A 13,963-nucleotide genomic window follows, 5' to 3' on the forward strand; every position below is an offset into this window, starting at 1 on the left:
TACGGCTTTCAATTACTTGTTCAATAGCTTTGCTCTTTCATAAAATCGCGTTTTGCTCATACCGAGCTGCTTCATCGCTTGCACCGCAGTGATTTCTCCATTACGCCAGCGAGCAACTACGCACTCAAAATTGGGATAATCCTTTGCCGGTCTGCCTCGATATTTCCCTTGAGTCCTAGCGATGGCGATACCTTCTCGCTGGCGCTGTAAGATATACTCACGTTCCAGCTCTGCGACTGCTGCGAATACGGTCAGCATAAACTTGCCGGTCGGCGTGGTAGTGTCGATCGCTTCTTTGCGGCTGACAAACTCTACCTGCTTTTCGGTTAGATGCTCTACCAGATCGAGCAGATCACGAGTGTTGCGGGCAAAGCGGCTGATGGACTCGACGATAACAGTATCACCGCGCCTCACATATTCCATCATACGACGCAGTTCGGGACGGTCAGCGTTCTTGCCGCTGGCCTTGTCGATGAACAGTTCATCGACACCGAGTTCGCGGAGCATAATTTCCTGTCTTGCGGTATTTTGTTCTTCTGTGCTGACACGCACATAACCAATTTTCATAATACGTTCTCCTGTCAAAAAAGAATTTCCCGTTTAAGTCGGTTAAAATTTCGGGACGTTCCAAAACTCCAAAACCGACTTAAACGGGACGATTTCCAAGCGTTCCGTATAGGTATACCCAAACGGAACTGTTCGTTACGGTTGTTTTCAGTATTCGTCACGCTCAATGAATTCGAGCATTGCCTTACGCTGAATACGCCAGCGATTCCCGACGCGGAACGCCGGGATTTCGTTTTCATGCAGAAGCCGCAGCATGGTGCCGCGGCTGACCTGCAAAATCTGCTGACACTCATACAGTGTCAAAACATCGGGATATTGGTCCAGATTCATGCTTATCAGCCTTTCTATGCAGTTTATTGTACTGTTTTGCACAGAAAAGGCTGAGCTGTTATTTGGACACATCCTTATCGCGCAGCACATGAATTGCTGCCGCCACCGCCGCGACAAACTTAATGCCAAACAGCAGCGTGTTCTTGATTACCTTCATTGAGTCACCACCTTTCTTAATACGCATAGAGCAGCTCACCGGTCATTTCGTGGAGCAGGGTCGGATCGTAGAGCATTTCCTCAATCTCCTCCTCCGAGCAGCCGTAGTCGAGTAAAGCCTGTATCTCATCAGCCGAAACGCCAAATGCCTTGGCAACGCTGAACAGGTCATCGTAGTTTGCGGGCGTATCCTCGTAGTAGCTGCGATAGTACGGATACTTACGCCACCAACGCTCGAAAGTCGTGTGCGGTGTGAAACTTCCGGTCGTGAGTTGTCCCGCTCGGTCGATTTTCAAAATCTCGCCCTCCTTCGGTTCGAGAATGTCAGTGAGTGCTTTCAGTCGCAGCTTCTTTATAGCTTTGCAGAGGATTTCCTGCGTTGAAGCATAAATCAGAAAACCATCGTAGAACATAACGCAAAGCGGGTTATCGCCAACGATGAACCAGATAGCGTTATCCTTATCCAGAACGGTAAACACAAATGAACCCTCGACCTTTTCAGCCATAGCTTTCAGGCTGTCAAAGTCGAGGGCTTTCTGCTGCTCGAGAAGCTGAACGGCAATATAGCTGTCCGTTTCAACGCTCGTCAGCGGCAGGTTTTCCGCTATACGAAGTTCTTTGTCGTTCCAGAGTACACCGTTATGTGCAAGAGCAAATGAATTGCCGTCAACTTTACCGAGAAACGGATGATTGTTCTGGTTAAACTGCGCGTTGCCCTGTGTCGTCATACGGGTATGTCCCATCACGACATTTACACCGTGCGGAATATGAATCTTCATCTTCCGAGCGGGAATCGGACGCTTGTAAATCCGCAGGCGGTCGTTGAAATTGTAGGCGATGCCCGTCGCGTCCGTGCCGCGCACTTGACACTCTCTGGCGAGCGTGTTCAAGATTTTGTTCTTCGTGTGGGTGCTCAGGCACTCCTTAAAGTCGATTAAACCGAATAAACTGCACATATTATTCCTCCTCTGCGCCAGCAGTAACGGGTTCATTGACATATAAACGGCGTTCCTTGAGATACTGGATAAGTTCCGGCTCTTTGATTTCGTCAAGGAAATCAAACCAACTCATGTCCTGTACCTGACAATCGGACATAGAAACAGCCACCTCTACAAGATGGTTGACCATCTGCAGGGTGGCTTTGAGAGTGTTCAGCTTGAGCGTACCGCGGAACATGCGAATTTCCACAGTATCCGAGTTGGTAAGGTTGACCGCTGTGTAACGTCCGGCACACGAATTCTTTGCGTGGCTCATCTGTTCGGACGGCGTGAGGCGGATACCATACCGTGCCGCCCAGCGGTTCATCTGGGATTGCGTGCGGCGGCTGAACCGCAGCAGCTCCGCCCAGAACTTTTCGACGAAGTAGAGCAGGCGGGCAATCGCGGCTTCCTGATGTTCATAAGTACAGCCAAACGCCAGACGGGAAATGTGAACGTGAAGTCCGCAAGTGCCTGCCGCATGGCTGAGATACCCCATGCGCTGTGCTTTACAGAGTACCTGTTTCCACGGCATTTCATTCAGATGGTATTCCAATGTCATGGGATGCGTAACAAGTTCTAGACCTTCATCCAGACTGCCGTCCGTCTTGATGTAGAGATTTTCGGCGTCCTTGTTCGCAATATCGAGCAACTTTTGCGCGTTGCTGTTTACTGTACCGCCGTCATCAATTTCGAGCTCAACGCCGAAATGACGCAGGCCTTTGCCGTGAAACACGAGGTCGGGCGTGTAATTGTACTCGTGAATGATGTTGCAATGCTCATCCCAGCAGGACGAACAGTAGGCATTGTCGTCGTTGTCCCAATAGGCGCGGTCGCGGCTGATAATGCGGCCGCAGTCCTCACAGCGGATGTAATACTCATCAAAACAGTGATCGCAGAGCGTGTGTGTATCGTCCTCGACGGCATTCTCCTCATAAACCCGCTCGGCACAGTGGTCGCAGATTACGGTCAAACGCTCCGCACAGTCCTCGCAGAGCCAATCTCCTTCCGCTTGATACATATCCTCAATCTGGTACTCTTCACCGCAGTTTGCACAAATCCTTGTTTCGTTCATTGTCTGTTCCTCCGTTTCATTTGGTGAATGTTAATACTCTTCAGCAAGCAGCATAGTGGAATGCGTTAAATCGTCGATGACGAACACCTTCGCGTTTACGGCATCGCCACACGGCACATCGAGTTCGTAATGGTACGGTGGCTGCTCCTGCTCGTGGACGATGTGCTGACCGGTCGGCGTTTTCATCAATGTAAACACTTGCAGATAATCTTTTTGTGCAGTCTGCATAGCAGCAATCATTTGCCACATGAGAACCATCAAAGCGTCTGGTATTTCGCTCTGCACGCCGCATGTGATATACTTTGGATTTTCAAACATAATTTCCTCCTCAAAACGTGAAAATCCCACTGAAAGCATTTGCTCTCAGTGAGATTTCTTCAGGATTTGTCCACAGCATTGTGGACAAATTGTGCGACTATTGACTTGTAGAGCATCTCTGCGGTACACCCGCTCACCGCAGCGGTCGCAGAGTGTGGTGTACTCCTCGACGCAGGCATAGCAAAGCGCATCCCCGCCGAGAAGGATACGCTGCATGCTCGGTTTGCTTTTTCCGCAGCAGGAGCAAATAAAGCACTTTCCCGCCACGATTCTCCCTCCTTTCCGTTATATATAGATAATATATCAACGAAAAGTCGGTTGTTGCGGTACTGCGCTACTGCAGTCTGCTGCCCTGCATATTCTCCAGATACTTCCTGCGATACCGAATCGGCGGCAGACCGACCAGCTTCGCAAAAATGGCGTTGAAGTGATTGACATTGGTATATCCGACAATAGCGGCAATCTGCGTTGCGCTGTAATCGGTCGAAATGAGCAGGTTCTGCGCCTCACCGACACGGCAGCGTATCATATAATGGATGGGCGACATACCGGTGATCTCCTTAAAGATATGCGCCAGATGATACGGCGACATGGACATCGCCTCTCCAATATCCTCGAGCGTCAGCTGCTCGGTAAAATGCGTGCCGATGTACTGCCGGATACGGTTCGCCAGCACCAGATTATGCGGCTGATCGGCGGCGCGCGCATCCGGCGGCAGATTGGCCGACAGGAGCACCAGCGCAGGCAGCAGCTGTGCGACGATTTCATCCGAGTAGGACGTTCTCCGTTCCGCGTGCTCGTAAATCAGTTCGCTGAGCGACTGCATGTGGTCAATCTCGTCCATCGCCGGACGCACAAATCCGTTTTCTGCCTTGGTGAAATGCCCTTCCGGCAGTCCGCACAGCTGCAGACCGGAAATGCCAAAGCAGAACGTACCGATCTCGTGTTGCAGGGACGAGGTGACTTCATGCAGATCGCCTTGATTATATAGTAAGATATCCCCCGTGCGGATCGGATAGCTGTAGCCGCCTGCGATGTACTGTCCGGCACCCTGATAAACATACAGCATTTCCGTGAACCGCTCATGCCGATGGATGGCGCGTGTGATAGTCGATGCCGCTACGATCTGCTTGGTGGCGTACAGCAGACTCGGCATCTGACCGGATACAAAACGTACTTCTTCCGCCATGCTCTTTCCCCCTGTGTGAATATGGGTATAGTATATCGTATTTTTGCGCAGACCGCAAGAATCCGTATAAACCAAATTGACACCCCTGCTTTTTGTGCAATATTTCGAGATTTTTCACAAAACAAAACGCAAGAACAAAGAAACACATTACCACTCGAAATAGTATAATAAAACCATCAAAAAGAACAAAAACTTCACAGAAACAGCGAAAGGAGTTTTCGATTATGAGCATTCAAATCTGTGGTGCACCCTGTTGCTGGGGTGTGGACGACCCCAAGAATCCGTATTTACCGCCCTGGACGCGCGTACTGGAGGAAGCCGGTAAAGCCGGTTACAGCGCCATCGAGCTTGGCCCCTACGGCTACCTGCCGATTGACGCAGAGCTAGTAGCCAACGAGCTTCGAAAGAACGGTCTTGCCATCGTGGCAGGCACCATTTTCCATGATCTGCTCGACGCGGACAATCAGGAGAGCGTGCTGCACGCGGTTGACGACATCTGCCGCCTGATCACCGACCCGAAGCTGCCGGTGCTCAAAACCCACGACGGCCAGAAGTTCCCCACGCCGTACATGACCGTTATGGACTGGGGACACGATGAGCGCGACTACGCCGCAGGCCATCCGGACACCGCGCCGCGTCTTTCCGATGAGGAATGGGCGCGATTCATGGGCAACGTCCGCGCTGTATGTGAACGCGCGAACAAATGGGGTGTGCGCCCAGTCATCCATCCGCACGCGGGCGGCTACATTGAATTTTCCGACGAGATTGCAAAGGTCGTGCGCGATATCCCGTATGAGGTCGCCGGTCTGTGTCTGGATACCGGTCATCTGTATTACTCTCACATGGACCCGGTGGAGTACCTCAAAAAGTACGCCGATAAGCTGGATTACGTCCACTTCAAAGACGTAAACGAAACCGTTTACCGTCAGGTGCTCGGCGAGCGCATCCGCTTCTTTGACGGCTGCGGCAAGGGTGCGATGTGCCCGATCGGAACCGGTTCGCTCGACTATCCGGCGATCAAGCAGGCACTGAGCGATATCGGCTACGCCGGCTACATCACCATCGAGCAGGAGCGCGATCCGCGCAACTCGGATACCAGTCTGCGCGACGTTAAGGCAAGCGTTGATTATCTCAAGTCGGTCGGCTACGAGATTTAACAAGAATATGATATAATTACAGGAGGTTTCTTCGATGTATTACGGTGAAAAACGAGTAGAAAATCCCATTCGCTGGGGCATGGTCGGCGGCGGTCGTGGCAGCCAGATCGGCTACATCCATCGCTCGGCTGCACTGCGCGACTTCAACTTTGAACTGGTTGCCGGTGCGTTCGACATCGATCCCGAGCGCGGCAAGGACTTCGGCAAGCAGCTGCACGTTGACCCAGACCGCTGCTATCCGGATTACAAGACCATGTTCGCTGAGGAGGCCAAGCGTCCGGACGGTGTACAGGCGGTGTCCATCGCAACGCCGAACGGCATGCATTACGAAGTCTGCAAGGCTGCTCTCGAGGCCGGTCTGCACGTTGTCTGCGAAAAGCCGCTGTGCTTCACTTCCGAGCAGGCAGACGAGCTGGTCAAGCTGTCGGAAGAAAAGCACCGCGTTGTCGGCGTGACCTACGGCTACTCCGGCCATCAGCTGATCCAGCAGGCGCGCCAGATGATCAAAAACGGCGATCTCGGTGAGATCCGCGTTATCAACATGAGTTTCGCGTTCGGCGGCTACAACTTCAAGATCGAGGACAAGGTTCCGTCCGCAAAGTGGCGCTTTGACCCGTCCAAGGCAGGTCCGTCGTTCGCACTCGGTGATGTCGGCACGCACCCGCTGTTCATCATCGAGGCGATGATCCCGGATATGAAGATCGACAACCTGATGTGCACCAAGCGTTCCTTCGTTGAGGGTCGTGAGCTGGAGGACAACGCCTTCGTTATTATGAACCTCAAGGGCAGCGAGAACGTACAGGCAGGCGCGCAGATCTACTGCTGGGCAAGCTCGATCAACAGCGGCGCACGCCACTACCACAAAATCCGCGTGGTCGGCTCCAAGGCATCTCTCGAGTGGGATGACGAGCGCCCGAACCAGATGCTGTACGAGATCGAGGGTGAGCCGTCCCGCGTGCTCGAGCGCGGCGCAGGTTACCTGACCGACGAGGCGCGTGTCGAGGATCGTATCGGCGGCGGCCATGCCGAGGGTCTGTTCGAGGCGTGGAGCAACCTGTATGCACGTTTCGCAGTCGCTATGGCTGACGCGGACAAGGGCGCTTACGGCGACTTCTGGTATCCGGATGTCAAGGCCGGCGCACAGGGCATCAAGTGGATTGAAAAGTGCGTAGAATCCGCAAATAACGGCTCTGCTTGGGTCGATTACGAGTAAAAATCAACTTTCTTTCCTCAGCACCTCTCTCTTCTCTCCGGCAACTCTCTCAAAAGTAAAGAAAAAAGATAAAGAACTGATTTTGGAGGAAAAAGATTATGAAAAAGAGATTACTTGCTGTATTGATGTCCAGTGCAATGCTGATGAGCGCACTCGCAGGCTGCGGCGGCAACACCGCACAGACAAATAGCGGCGGTGACACGGCCGACCAGACCACACAGCAGGATTACCATATCAAGGTCATTCTGAAAACGCTCGCATCCGAGTACTGGCAGTATGTCGGCAACGGCTGCAAGCAGGCCGGCAAGGATTTGGGCGTGACCGTTGATGTTCTGGGTGCAAGCTCGGAGACCGCATATGACGAGCAGCTTTCCATGATTGAAACCACGCTCAGCGCGAACGACTGTGATGCAATGGTGGTTGCGCCGCTTCAGGCGGAAACCGTTGCAACACAAATTGCAAATACCGACCTGCCAATCGTGGCGATTGATACCGCCATCGACTCGGACAAGGTGCTCAGCTTTGTCGGCTTCAATAACGAGGAGCTGGCCGCAATGGGCGGCAAGGCCGCTGTTGAGGCGGCAAAGGATAAGGGCTGGGATAAGATTACCGCCATCGGCATCATGGGTGTGCAGGGCGACTCCACCTCGGAGGCACGCATTGCAGGCTTTAAGCAGGGCATTGCAGAAGCTGGCGGCGAGTATCTCTCTGCGGAAACGCAGTACGCAGACAGCGTAGCGGACAAGGCCGTTACCTGCATGGAGGCCATCATTCAGGCACATCCGGAGGGCGTATCCATCATCGTAGCGAACAACGATGATATGGCAGCCGGTGCCGCTCGTGCAGCAGCCGCATTTCCGGCGTACAAGAACACCATCTTTGTCGGCGTCGGCGGCAATCTGGCGGGCATTGATGCTATTCTTGCCGGTCAGGAGACCATGACCGTCGCCGTTGACGGCTACGATGTTGGTTATCTCGGCGTGCAGGCCGCAGTCGATGCGCTCAACGGCAAAAAGCTGGATGAGTTCATTGCAACTGATGCTACCGTTGTAACGGCTGACAACGCCGCAGAACGCCGCGCTGAGGTAGAAAAGCGCCTGGGAACCTCTTAATCAAACTCGCACCAACGAAATACCGCGGAAAACCGCCTCTTCAAAAGGGGGAGGCGGTTTTCCGCGCCCAAAAATCAGCCCACACAGTAAAAAAAACAAGGGGGAAAACAACAAAATGGCATTTACTGTCGCAACCTTTATCGCGTTCACCGTGCTTGTCGCGGTGCTCTCGTGGTGGAAAACACGCGATGACGACCTGTCCACCAAGGAAGGCTACTTCCTCGCAGGACGCGGACTGCCCGGCATCGTTATCGCCGGTTCTCTGATGATGACCAACCTTTCCGCAGAACAGCTTGTCGGCACGAACGGACAGGCGTTTGCGGGCAACATGAGTACGATGGCATGGGAGGCCACCTCGGCGTTCGCGCTGATCGTGCTGGCGTTCGTGTTCCTGCCCAAGCTGCTGCGCGGCGGCATCGCAACCATCCCGGAGTTCTTCGAGATGCGCTACGATACCTTCACCATGCGCCTGTTCTCGCTGCTGTTCCTGATCGCGTATGTCGTTACTATGCTGCCGACCATCCTGTATTCGGGTGCGGTCGCACTGGTTAAGATTTTCGACCTCGAGAGTATGTTCGGCATCAGCTATTTCAGCGCCATCACCATCATCTGCATCGGCACCGGCATCATCGGTATGTGCTACGCAGTATTCGGCGGCCTGAAAGCCGTTGCCTACTCGGATACCATCAATGGCGTCGGTTTGATCATCGGCGGCTTCGCTATCCCGATCCTCGGCATTCTTGCCCTCGGCAAGCTGGACGGCGGCGGCTTCATGGCCGGTCTGGATCACCTCATCTCCGCAACGCCGGAAAAGATGAACGCATGGTCCGCGCCGAATGCACTTCCGCCGGAAGTACCGTGGCCGCTGCTGCTGACCGGTATGTTCGTCAACAACCTGTTCTACTGGGCGACCAACCAGTCCATCATCCAGCGTTCGCTCGGCGGCAAAAACCTCGCTGAGAGCCAGAAGGGCGCGATCTGGGCCGGCTTCTTCAAGTGCCTTGACGTATTTGTCATCGTTCTGCCGGGCATCATCGCGTTCCAGCTGCTGGCTGCAAACGGCCAGATGGACACCTCGGTCGGCATGGCGGCTGACCAGGCGTACCCGCTTCTCGTTATGAAAGTGCTGCCCAAGCCGCTGATGGGCTTCTTTGCAGCCGTTATGTTCGGCGCGATCCTGTCCTCGTTCAACTCGGTGCTGAACTCCGCATCCACTATCTTCACGCTGAACGTTTGGCAGCCCATCTGGGGCAAGCAGGCCTCCAACAACAAGGTCGTTAAGGTCGGCCAGATCTTCGGTACGGTTGTCGGCGTGGTTTCCATCGCCATTGCACCGTTCGTTATGTTCTTCGGCACCGGCATTATGAACTTCATCAATGAGTGCTGGGGCTTCTTCTCCATGCCGCTGCTGACCGCTGTTCTGTTCGGTCTGCTGAGCAAAAAGGCGCCTGCCATCGCCCCAAAGATTGTTATTCCGGTCCACATCGTGCTGTACGGTCTGACCAAGGTCATCCCGTTCTTCAGCCGGTTCCACTATCTGTACGTTGTATTCGCGCTGTTCGTCCTCGAGTGCATCATCTATGCAATCTGTATCAAGGTAAGTCCGCGTCAGCTGGCGTGGGAGATGCCGGATGCCAAGGTCATGGATATGACCCCCTGGAAGAGCGGCAAGGTCTGGGCGATTGCCGGTGCGGCAGTTGTTGCGATCATGTACCTTATCTTTTCGCCTCTCGGCATTGGTGCATAACGTCCGACTCCCCGTGCACTGCTGCCGTTAGACAGCGCCGCTGTGTCCCTCCGCAGTGGTGCAAAAGGCTCCTGTGTCTTGTGACACAGGAGCCTTTTGTTATTGCTCACACCAGCTGATCAAACCGCTCAAAGAACCGGAACAGCGTATCGCCGCTCATGGCCAGCGCACGGACACATATGCCCTGCACAGCGCGGCTTGCACCGGACATGCCGCCCGAATAGTCCGAACGGTATTTCTTGTCCAGTTCGTCTACTGCGGTGTAATCCTCGCCTGCCAGAACGTTCGCCTTGCTGCCGTTCATGCAGATGAAGTGTCCGGTGCCGCCGTTTGCATAACGGTCGCCCGCGAAAGAAGCGCCGTCCGAGCCGCCGGTATTGCGTACCGAAACGCGCATCGCGGTTGCCGGACCGTAGTCCACGATGTTCTGTGCGGCGGTGATCAGCGTATCCAGATGACCGAGCAGATCGTGAATCTCGTAGTCATCATGGCCGCTCCAGACGACCAGCTTGTCGAGGTCGATCTCGCCCGCTTCCGCCAGTGCAGTTACCTTATCGCGGAAGATGCGCAGGCTTGAAAGCAGTACGCGAACGTCATTATTTATCAGAGTCAGCGAATCTGCAACGCTGCGGCGGTTACAGCCCAGCTGATCGGACGAATAAAGAATGTTGTGTGCCTTGTCGAGCAGCATCATGCAGCCCGGCGTATGTCCCGGAATGTCGTAGTTATCCAGCACAACGCCGCCGAGGTCAAACTGATAGCCTTCGCTGATGCAGGTAAAGTCGCCTGCCGTTACGGTCTTGTCGTTCACATACTGCAGCGCCATCGGGATATCCTTTTCGTTGATGTAGACCTTGCGGCCTGCCTGAACGAAATCGCCCAGCTGCGTGGTATGATCCGGATGACCATGCGAAATGTAAACATCAATATTATCCGTACCTGCCAACTGCTTACAGTATTCATACAGGTTGTTTGCGCCTTCCGGTGCCATGCCTGCGTCGATCAGCAGTGCGCCCTTAGAGCCTTTGATCAGATACATTTTATCGCTGTCGTAATCAATGACGCTCCAAACCTTCATGCTGTCCATATCGTACATCAGACGGCTCTTGTGCTCCATCTTGGACATGCGGTCGATCGTGTAAGTAAAGGTTACGACTTCACTGTCCTCCATGCCTGCCTTGGAGGCATAGGCTTTCAGTTCTACCTTGGTCTGCTTTGCAGTACCGTCCCAGTTATCCGTATCTGCACCGATGGTGATCAGTTCTTTCACTTCTGCACCGCCGAAACCAGAATCAGCCTTGAACTTGGTCTGATCAAAAACCTTCGCCGTATCCGAAGTCTTGGGGTCAGAACCATCTACTGTGTACTTGATCTCAGCACCCTCGGTATCCGAGAACAGCGCTATGTACTGCGTTACCGTAAAGTTGCCCGGCGTATCCGGATAGTACGGGTCGGTATAGCTGTCATAATCCGTGTAGGTGTACGGTGCTGCGACCTGATTGCTGTTCTTCTTGCTGACGTTCAGTGTATAGGTCTTGCTGTCCGAACCGTTCTTCGCCGTTACCTTGATAACGAAGCGCGTAGTACCGCCGGTGAGTGTGCCCTGATAAGCCTTGCCGGACTCTACTGCATTGCCGTTCACGGTAATCTTCGCACCGGAGGAAGCTGCGGTCGGAACGATCTCGATCGAGGTCGTATTCTCGTCCACCTCAGCGACAAAGCTGGTCGTGGTCTTGCAGGTCGGCTTGGTGCCGTCCGTCGGGTACTGCCAGTTTACATTGATGCCGAAATTCGGGTCGTTCCACAGCAGATTGCCCTTCTCGCCCTGCTTGTGTACGGACAGATTGGACAGGTCTGCAATCTTATCTTCGTTGCCGTTGCGATAGCCGTCGGACAGGTAATTCTGCAGGTTGACATTGATGCCGACCCAGTTGATGTCCTTCAGGCGGTCGCCGACGACCACGGTCTTGGTGTTCTCGAGGTAGCCGTTAATGCTGTCCAGCGTGCGCAGAGTAGGCGTCATAGCATCTGTGCCCTCATCAACAACCTTCTGTACAGCCGTCTGCAGGATATCCAGATAGCTTGCCGTACCGTCCAGTACAACATCGTTATGACCGGTGAGAATGCGCTTTACCGTGCCGAGGCTGTCAACGCGCTCCAGTGCGATCTGAAGCGAGGACAGGTAAACGTCCATCGAGTCTGCGAAGAACGTCGAAGACAGGTTTGCGAACTGCATCCAGAACGAATCCATGATGTGTGCACGGTTGTTGCCGATCTGGTCGGTCGTGAACAGGTTGCCGGTCGCGGTATCAAACAGCATGATGCCTGCTACCTGATGGCCCGGCAGCTCGATCACGTTAAACTTGGTGCCGCCCATGTCGTAAACGTCACCGTTTTTCAGGGTTTCCAGCTGTGCGTCGTAAGCTTCGCTTGCTGCAGCCTCATCCGCAAACATTTTCGACGATACGCCAAACCGCTTGACATAATCACGCAGAACCTCGATACCACGCTCATTGACATAAACCTTAGCGCCCAGCGCCTTGTTTTCTGCGCACAGGAACTGGTGCGTCATCTGCACGTGGTCGGGATGCGGGTGACCGATAATCAGGTCGATCGGCTTGCCTTCGCCGACGATCTCTCGTGCGGTCTCGTACAGATTGGCCGCGTCGTCTGCGTCAAAGTAGCCGGCATCCAGAACCATTGCGCGCTTGGCACCCTGCACCAGATACATCTTATCGCTGTCGTAATCCTGAATGAGCGTTACGTCCGGAACCTCGTTGCCGTCCAATCCTTGGGGTGCGCCTACCTTCAGCTCGTGGTGCGGAATGCTGGTAACATCATAATTCCAGTTTGCAACACTGCTGGTCCTGCCGTTCTGCACCGCGATCGCCTTGACGTTATAGGTCTTGGTGACCGGACCTTCCGCGCTTGCGGTCGGCTGGGTGATCTCTATCTGGCGGTACTGGTAGGTTTCAAACTTTTTGCTTGCCGTGGTCGGAACGGCTGCCTTGTCCGCACCTTCCGCGACCTCGTAATAAATGTCTGCGCCATCCTGTGCAGTCAGCGTGACGAAATAAGTCATGTCGTAGTTGAATACGCCCAGGTTCTTGGAGGTCTCTTGACCTTGGGGAGCGGGTATGCACTCGGTGCTGCCGGTGCAGACGAGCCGCCACCGGAGGAACCGCCGGAAGAACCGCCGGCCGAGCCTCCCGTGCTCGTGCTGCCGCTGGTCACCAGCGTGGAGTTGTGGATCTTAACGACCTTGCCGGTGATCTCGCAGTCGGTCGCCTTCACTTCGCCGGCCTTGCCGCCGAGAACAACCGTACCGCTCAGCTTAGTCTTGTTCAGTGTAACGCCAGACGTCTTGACGATGACAATACCGGTACCCTTGGGCGTTGCCGTGCCGGATTCGGTGATGTAATCCGAAACCATGTTATCGAGCAGTTTGACGACCTCTGCGCGGGTGATATTCGCCTTCGGCTCAAAGCGGTTGCCGCTGCGGCCTGCGATGTAGCCGTTCTCCGCAAACGCTGCCACGTTTGACATTGCCCACGAGGAAATGCGGCTGTTATCCGCAAAATTCGTCGAGCTGCCGCCCACTGTTACCGACAGTGCACGTGCCAGCATGCTGACCGCCTCTTCACGGGTGATCTTGTCCTTCGGGCGGACATTTTTGCCGTCACCCTGCATAATGCCCGCCTGCGCTACACGCAGAATCGGGTCCGTGTAGTACGCCGTACCCAGATCAGCGAAGTTGTTCTCCGCCTTAGTCTGGTAGTCCATTACGCGGTCTATTATAACCGCATATCTGCTCTTGTTATCGGGCTGTTCGGCTCAAAATCGCCGTCGTGGCCCTGAATGACACCGCGGTCGCTCCAGCGGTTGATCTCGTCTTTCGCCCAGTGTCCGCGGGTGTCCGCAAATGATACGGCAAAAGCTGACGGCAGCATCGTCAGCAGCATTGCCACAGTGATAAACCATGCACATATCCGTTTGCGTTTCATTTTCATTCTCCCTTCTTTACTCGTGTCGGCTGAATTTCATCGGTTTCCCTACTGGCATTATTGTACCGTGTTCGTACCAAAGCGAAAATGAAGAAAAGCCAGAATTGTTGCACGATAC

The 13,963-nt window shown here is 54.1% G+C and carries 13 protein-coding genes; 4 read left to right on the top strand and 9 right to left on the bottom strand.

Annotated features, from left to right (window positions below; translation table 11 throughout):
• Positions 1-12: 12 nt before the first annotated feature.
• The 6 genes from PGS25_RS06650 to PGS25_RS06675 all read right to left on the bottom strand — a co-directional run bounded on the left by PGS25_RS06650 (position 13) and on the right by PGS25_RS06675 (position 4,612).
• Positions 13-567: a recombinase family protein gene (locus tag PGS25_RS06650; protein ID WP_270418059.1), complete on the bottom strand. Its 555-nt coding sequence runs from the start codon at positions 565-567 to the stop codon at positions 13-15.
• Between the two features lie 147 nt (positions 568-714).
• Positions 715-897, bottom strand: a complete 183-nt coding sequence (locus PGS25_RS06655) for a helix-turn-helix domain-containing protein (protein ID WP_119194729.1) — start codon at positions 895-897, stop codon at positions 715-717.
• A gap of 173 nt (positions 898-1,070) precedes the next feature.
• Complete coding sequence (locus PGS25_RS06660; RefSeq protein WP_270418060.1) at positions 1,071-2,009, bottom strand: class II glutamine amidotransferase; 939 nt, start codon at positions 2,007-2,009, stop codon at positions 1,071-1,073.
• Between the two features lies 1 nt (position 2,010).
• Entirely contained in the window at positions 2,011-3,105 is a 1,095-nt protein-coding gene (locus PGS25_RS06665) for a zinc-binding protein (protein ID WP_270418061.1), read from the bottom strand.
• Positions 3,106-3,135: 30 nt separating this feature from the next.
• Positions 3,136-3,423 carry a DUF960 family protein gene (locus tag PGS25_RS06670; protein WP_158575078.1) on the bottom strand — a complete coding sequence of 96 codons (288 nt, stop codon included), beginning with the start codon at positions 3,421-3,423 and terminating at the stop codon, positions 3,136-3,138.
• A gap of 334 nt (positions 3,424-3,757) precedes the next feature.
• A complete protein-coding gene (locus PGS25_RS06675; RefSeq protein WP_118729057.1) occupies positions 3,758-4,612 on the bottom strand; it encodes a helix-turn-helix domain-containing protein in 855 nt (284 codons plus the stop codon).
• Between the two features lie 224 nt (positions 4,613-4,836).
• On the opposite strand from PGS25_RS06675, the gene PGS25_RS06680 reads away from it, so the two are divergent.
• The 4 genes from PGS25_RS06680 (at position 4,837) to PGS25_RS06695 (ending at position 9,841) form a co-directional block, all read left to right on the top strand.
• Positions 4,837-5,769, top strand: coding sequence for a sugar phosphate isomerase/epimerase family protein (locus PGS25_RS06680; RefSeq protein ID WP_118729058.1), 933 nt, complete (start codon positions 4,837-4,839; stop codon positions 5,767-5,769).
• 34 nt (positions 5,770-5,803) lie between these two features.
• Positions 5,804-6,982, top strand: a complete 1,179-nt coding sequence (locus PGS25_RS06685; protein ID WP_270418062.1) for a Gfo/Idh/MocA family protein — start codon at positions 5,804-5,806, stop codon at positions 6,980-6,982.
• A 98-nt stretch (positions 6,983-7,080) separates the two neighbouring features.
• Entirely contained in the window at positions 7,081-8,094 is a 1,014-nt protein-coding gene (locus PGS25_RS06690; protein WP_270418063.1) for a sugar ABC transporter substrate-binding protein, read from the top strand.
• Between the two features lie 115 nt (positions 8,095-8,209).
• A complete protein-coding gene (locus PGS25_RS06695) occupies positions 8,210-9,841 on the top strand; it encodes a solute:sodium symporter family transporter (protein WP_117751237.1) in 1,632 nt (543 codons plus the stop codon).
• Positions 9,842-9,947: 106 nt separating this feature from the next.
• Here the strand turns inward: PGS25_RS06695 and PGS25_RS06700 are convergent, their stop codons facing one another.
• From PGS25_RS06700 to PGS25_RS06710, 3 genes are read right to left on the bottom strand one after another with little or no spacing between them, the layout of a single operon-like run.
• Positions 9,948-12,923 (bottom strand): MBL fold metallo-hydrolase, encoded by a 2,976-nt coding sequence (locus PGS25_RS06700; RefSeq protein WP_270418064.1) that lies wholly within the window; start codon positions 12,921-12,923, stop codon positions 9,948-9,950.
• Positions 12,920-13,624 carry an S-layer homology domain-containing protein gene (locus PGS25_RS06705; protein ID WP_270418065.1) on the bottom strand — a complete coding sequence of 235 codons (705 nt, stop codon included), beginning with the start codon at positions 13,622-13,624 and terminating at the stop codon, positions 12,920-12,922. The genes PGS25_RS06700 and PGS25_RS06705 overlap by 4 nt, the downstream gene beginning before the upstream one ends.
• A gap of 11 nt (positions 13,625-13,635) precedes the next feature.
• Positions 13,636-13,845: an S-layer homology domain-containing protein gene (locus PGS25_RS06710; protein WP_158578270.1), complete on the bottom strand. Its 210-nt coding sequence runs from the start codon at positions 13,843-13,845 to the stop codon at positions 13,636-13,638.
• Between the last annotated feature and the right edge of the window lie 118 nt (positions 13,846-13,963).

Origin of the sequence: Butyricicoccus sp. AM78-15b2TA, from assembly GCF_027665985.1 — a bacterium.
Taxonomy (GTDB): domain Bacteria; phylum Bacillota; class Clostridia; order Oscillospirales; family Butyricicoccaceae; genus Agathobaculum; species Agathobaculum butyriciproducens.

What these genes read in the sequence shown, in the direction of transcription:
- PGS25_RS06700 (WP_270418064.1), bottom strand. Translation starts at nt 12,923, where the DNA reads ATGACTTATTTCGTCACGCTGACTGCACAGGATGGCGCAGACATTTAT.
- PGS25_RS06660 (WP_270418060.1), bottom strand. Translation starts at nt 2,009, where the DNA reads ATGTGCAGTTTATTCGGTTTAATCGACTTTAAGGAGTGCCTGAGCACC.
- PGS25_RS06675 (WP_118729057.1), bottom strand. Translation starts at nt 4,612, where the DNA reads ATGGCGGAAGAAGTACGTTTTGTATCCGGTCAGATGCCGAGTCTGCTG.
- PGS25_RS06650 (WP_270418059.1), bottom strand. Translation starts at nt 567, where the DNA reads ATGAAAATTGGTTATGTGCGTGTCAGCACAGAAGAACAAAATACCGCA.
- PGS25_RS06690 (WP_270418063.1), top strand. Translation starts at nt 7,081, where the DNA reads ATGAAAAAGAGATTACTTGCTGTATTGATGTCCAGTGCAATGCTGATG.
- PGS25_RS06670 (WP_158575078.1), bottom strand. Translation starts at nt 3,423, where the DNA reads ATGTTTGAAAATCCAAAGTATATCACATGCGGCGTGCAGAGCGAAATA.
- PGS25_RS06695 (WP_117751237.1), top strand. Translation starts at nt 8,210, where the DNA reads ATGGCATTTACTGTCGCAACCTTTATCGCGTTCACCGTGCTTGTCGCG.
- PGS25_RS06680 (WP_118729058.1), top strand. Translation starts at nt 4,837, where the DNA reads ATGAGCATTCAAATCTGTGGTGCACCCTGTTGCTGGGGTGTGGACGAC.
- PGS25_RS06685 (WP_270418062.1), top strand. Translation starts at nt 5,804, where the DNA reads ATGTATTACGGTGAAAAACGAGTAGAAAATCCCATTCGCTGGGGCATG.
- PGS25_RS06655 (WP_119194729.1), bottom strand. Translation starts at nt 897, where the DNA reads ATGAATCTGGACCAATATCCCGATGTTTTGACACTGTATGAGTGTCAG.
- PGS25_RS06705 (WP_270418065.1), bottom strand. Translation starts at nt 13,624, where the DNA reads ATGGACTACCAGACTAAGGCGGAGAACAACTTCGCTGATCTGGGTACG.
- PGS25_RS06665 (WP_270418061.1), bottom strand. Translation starts at nt 3,105, where the DNA reads ATGAACGAAACAAGGATTTGTGCAAACTGCGGTGAAGAGTACCAGATT.
- PGS25_RS06710 (WP_158578270.1), bottom strand. Translation starts at nt 13,845, where the DNA reads ATGAAACGCAAACGGATATGTGCATGGTTTATCACTGTGGCAATGCTG.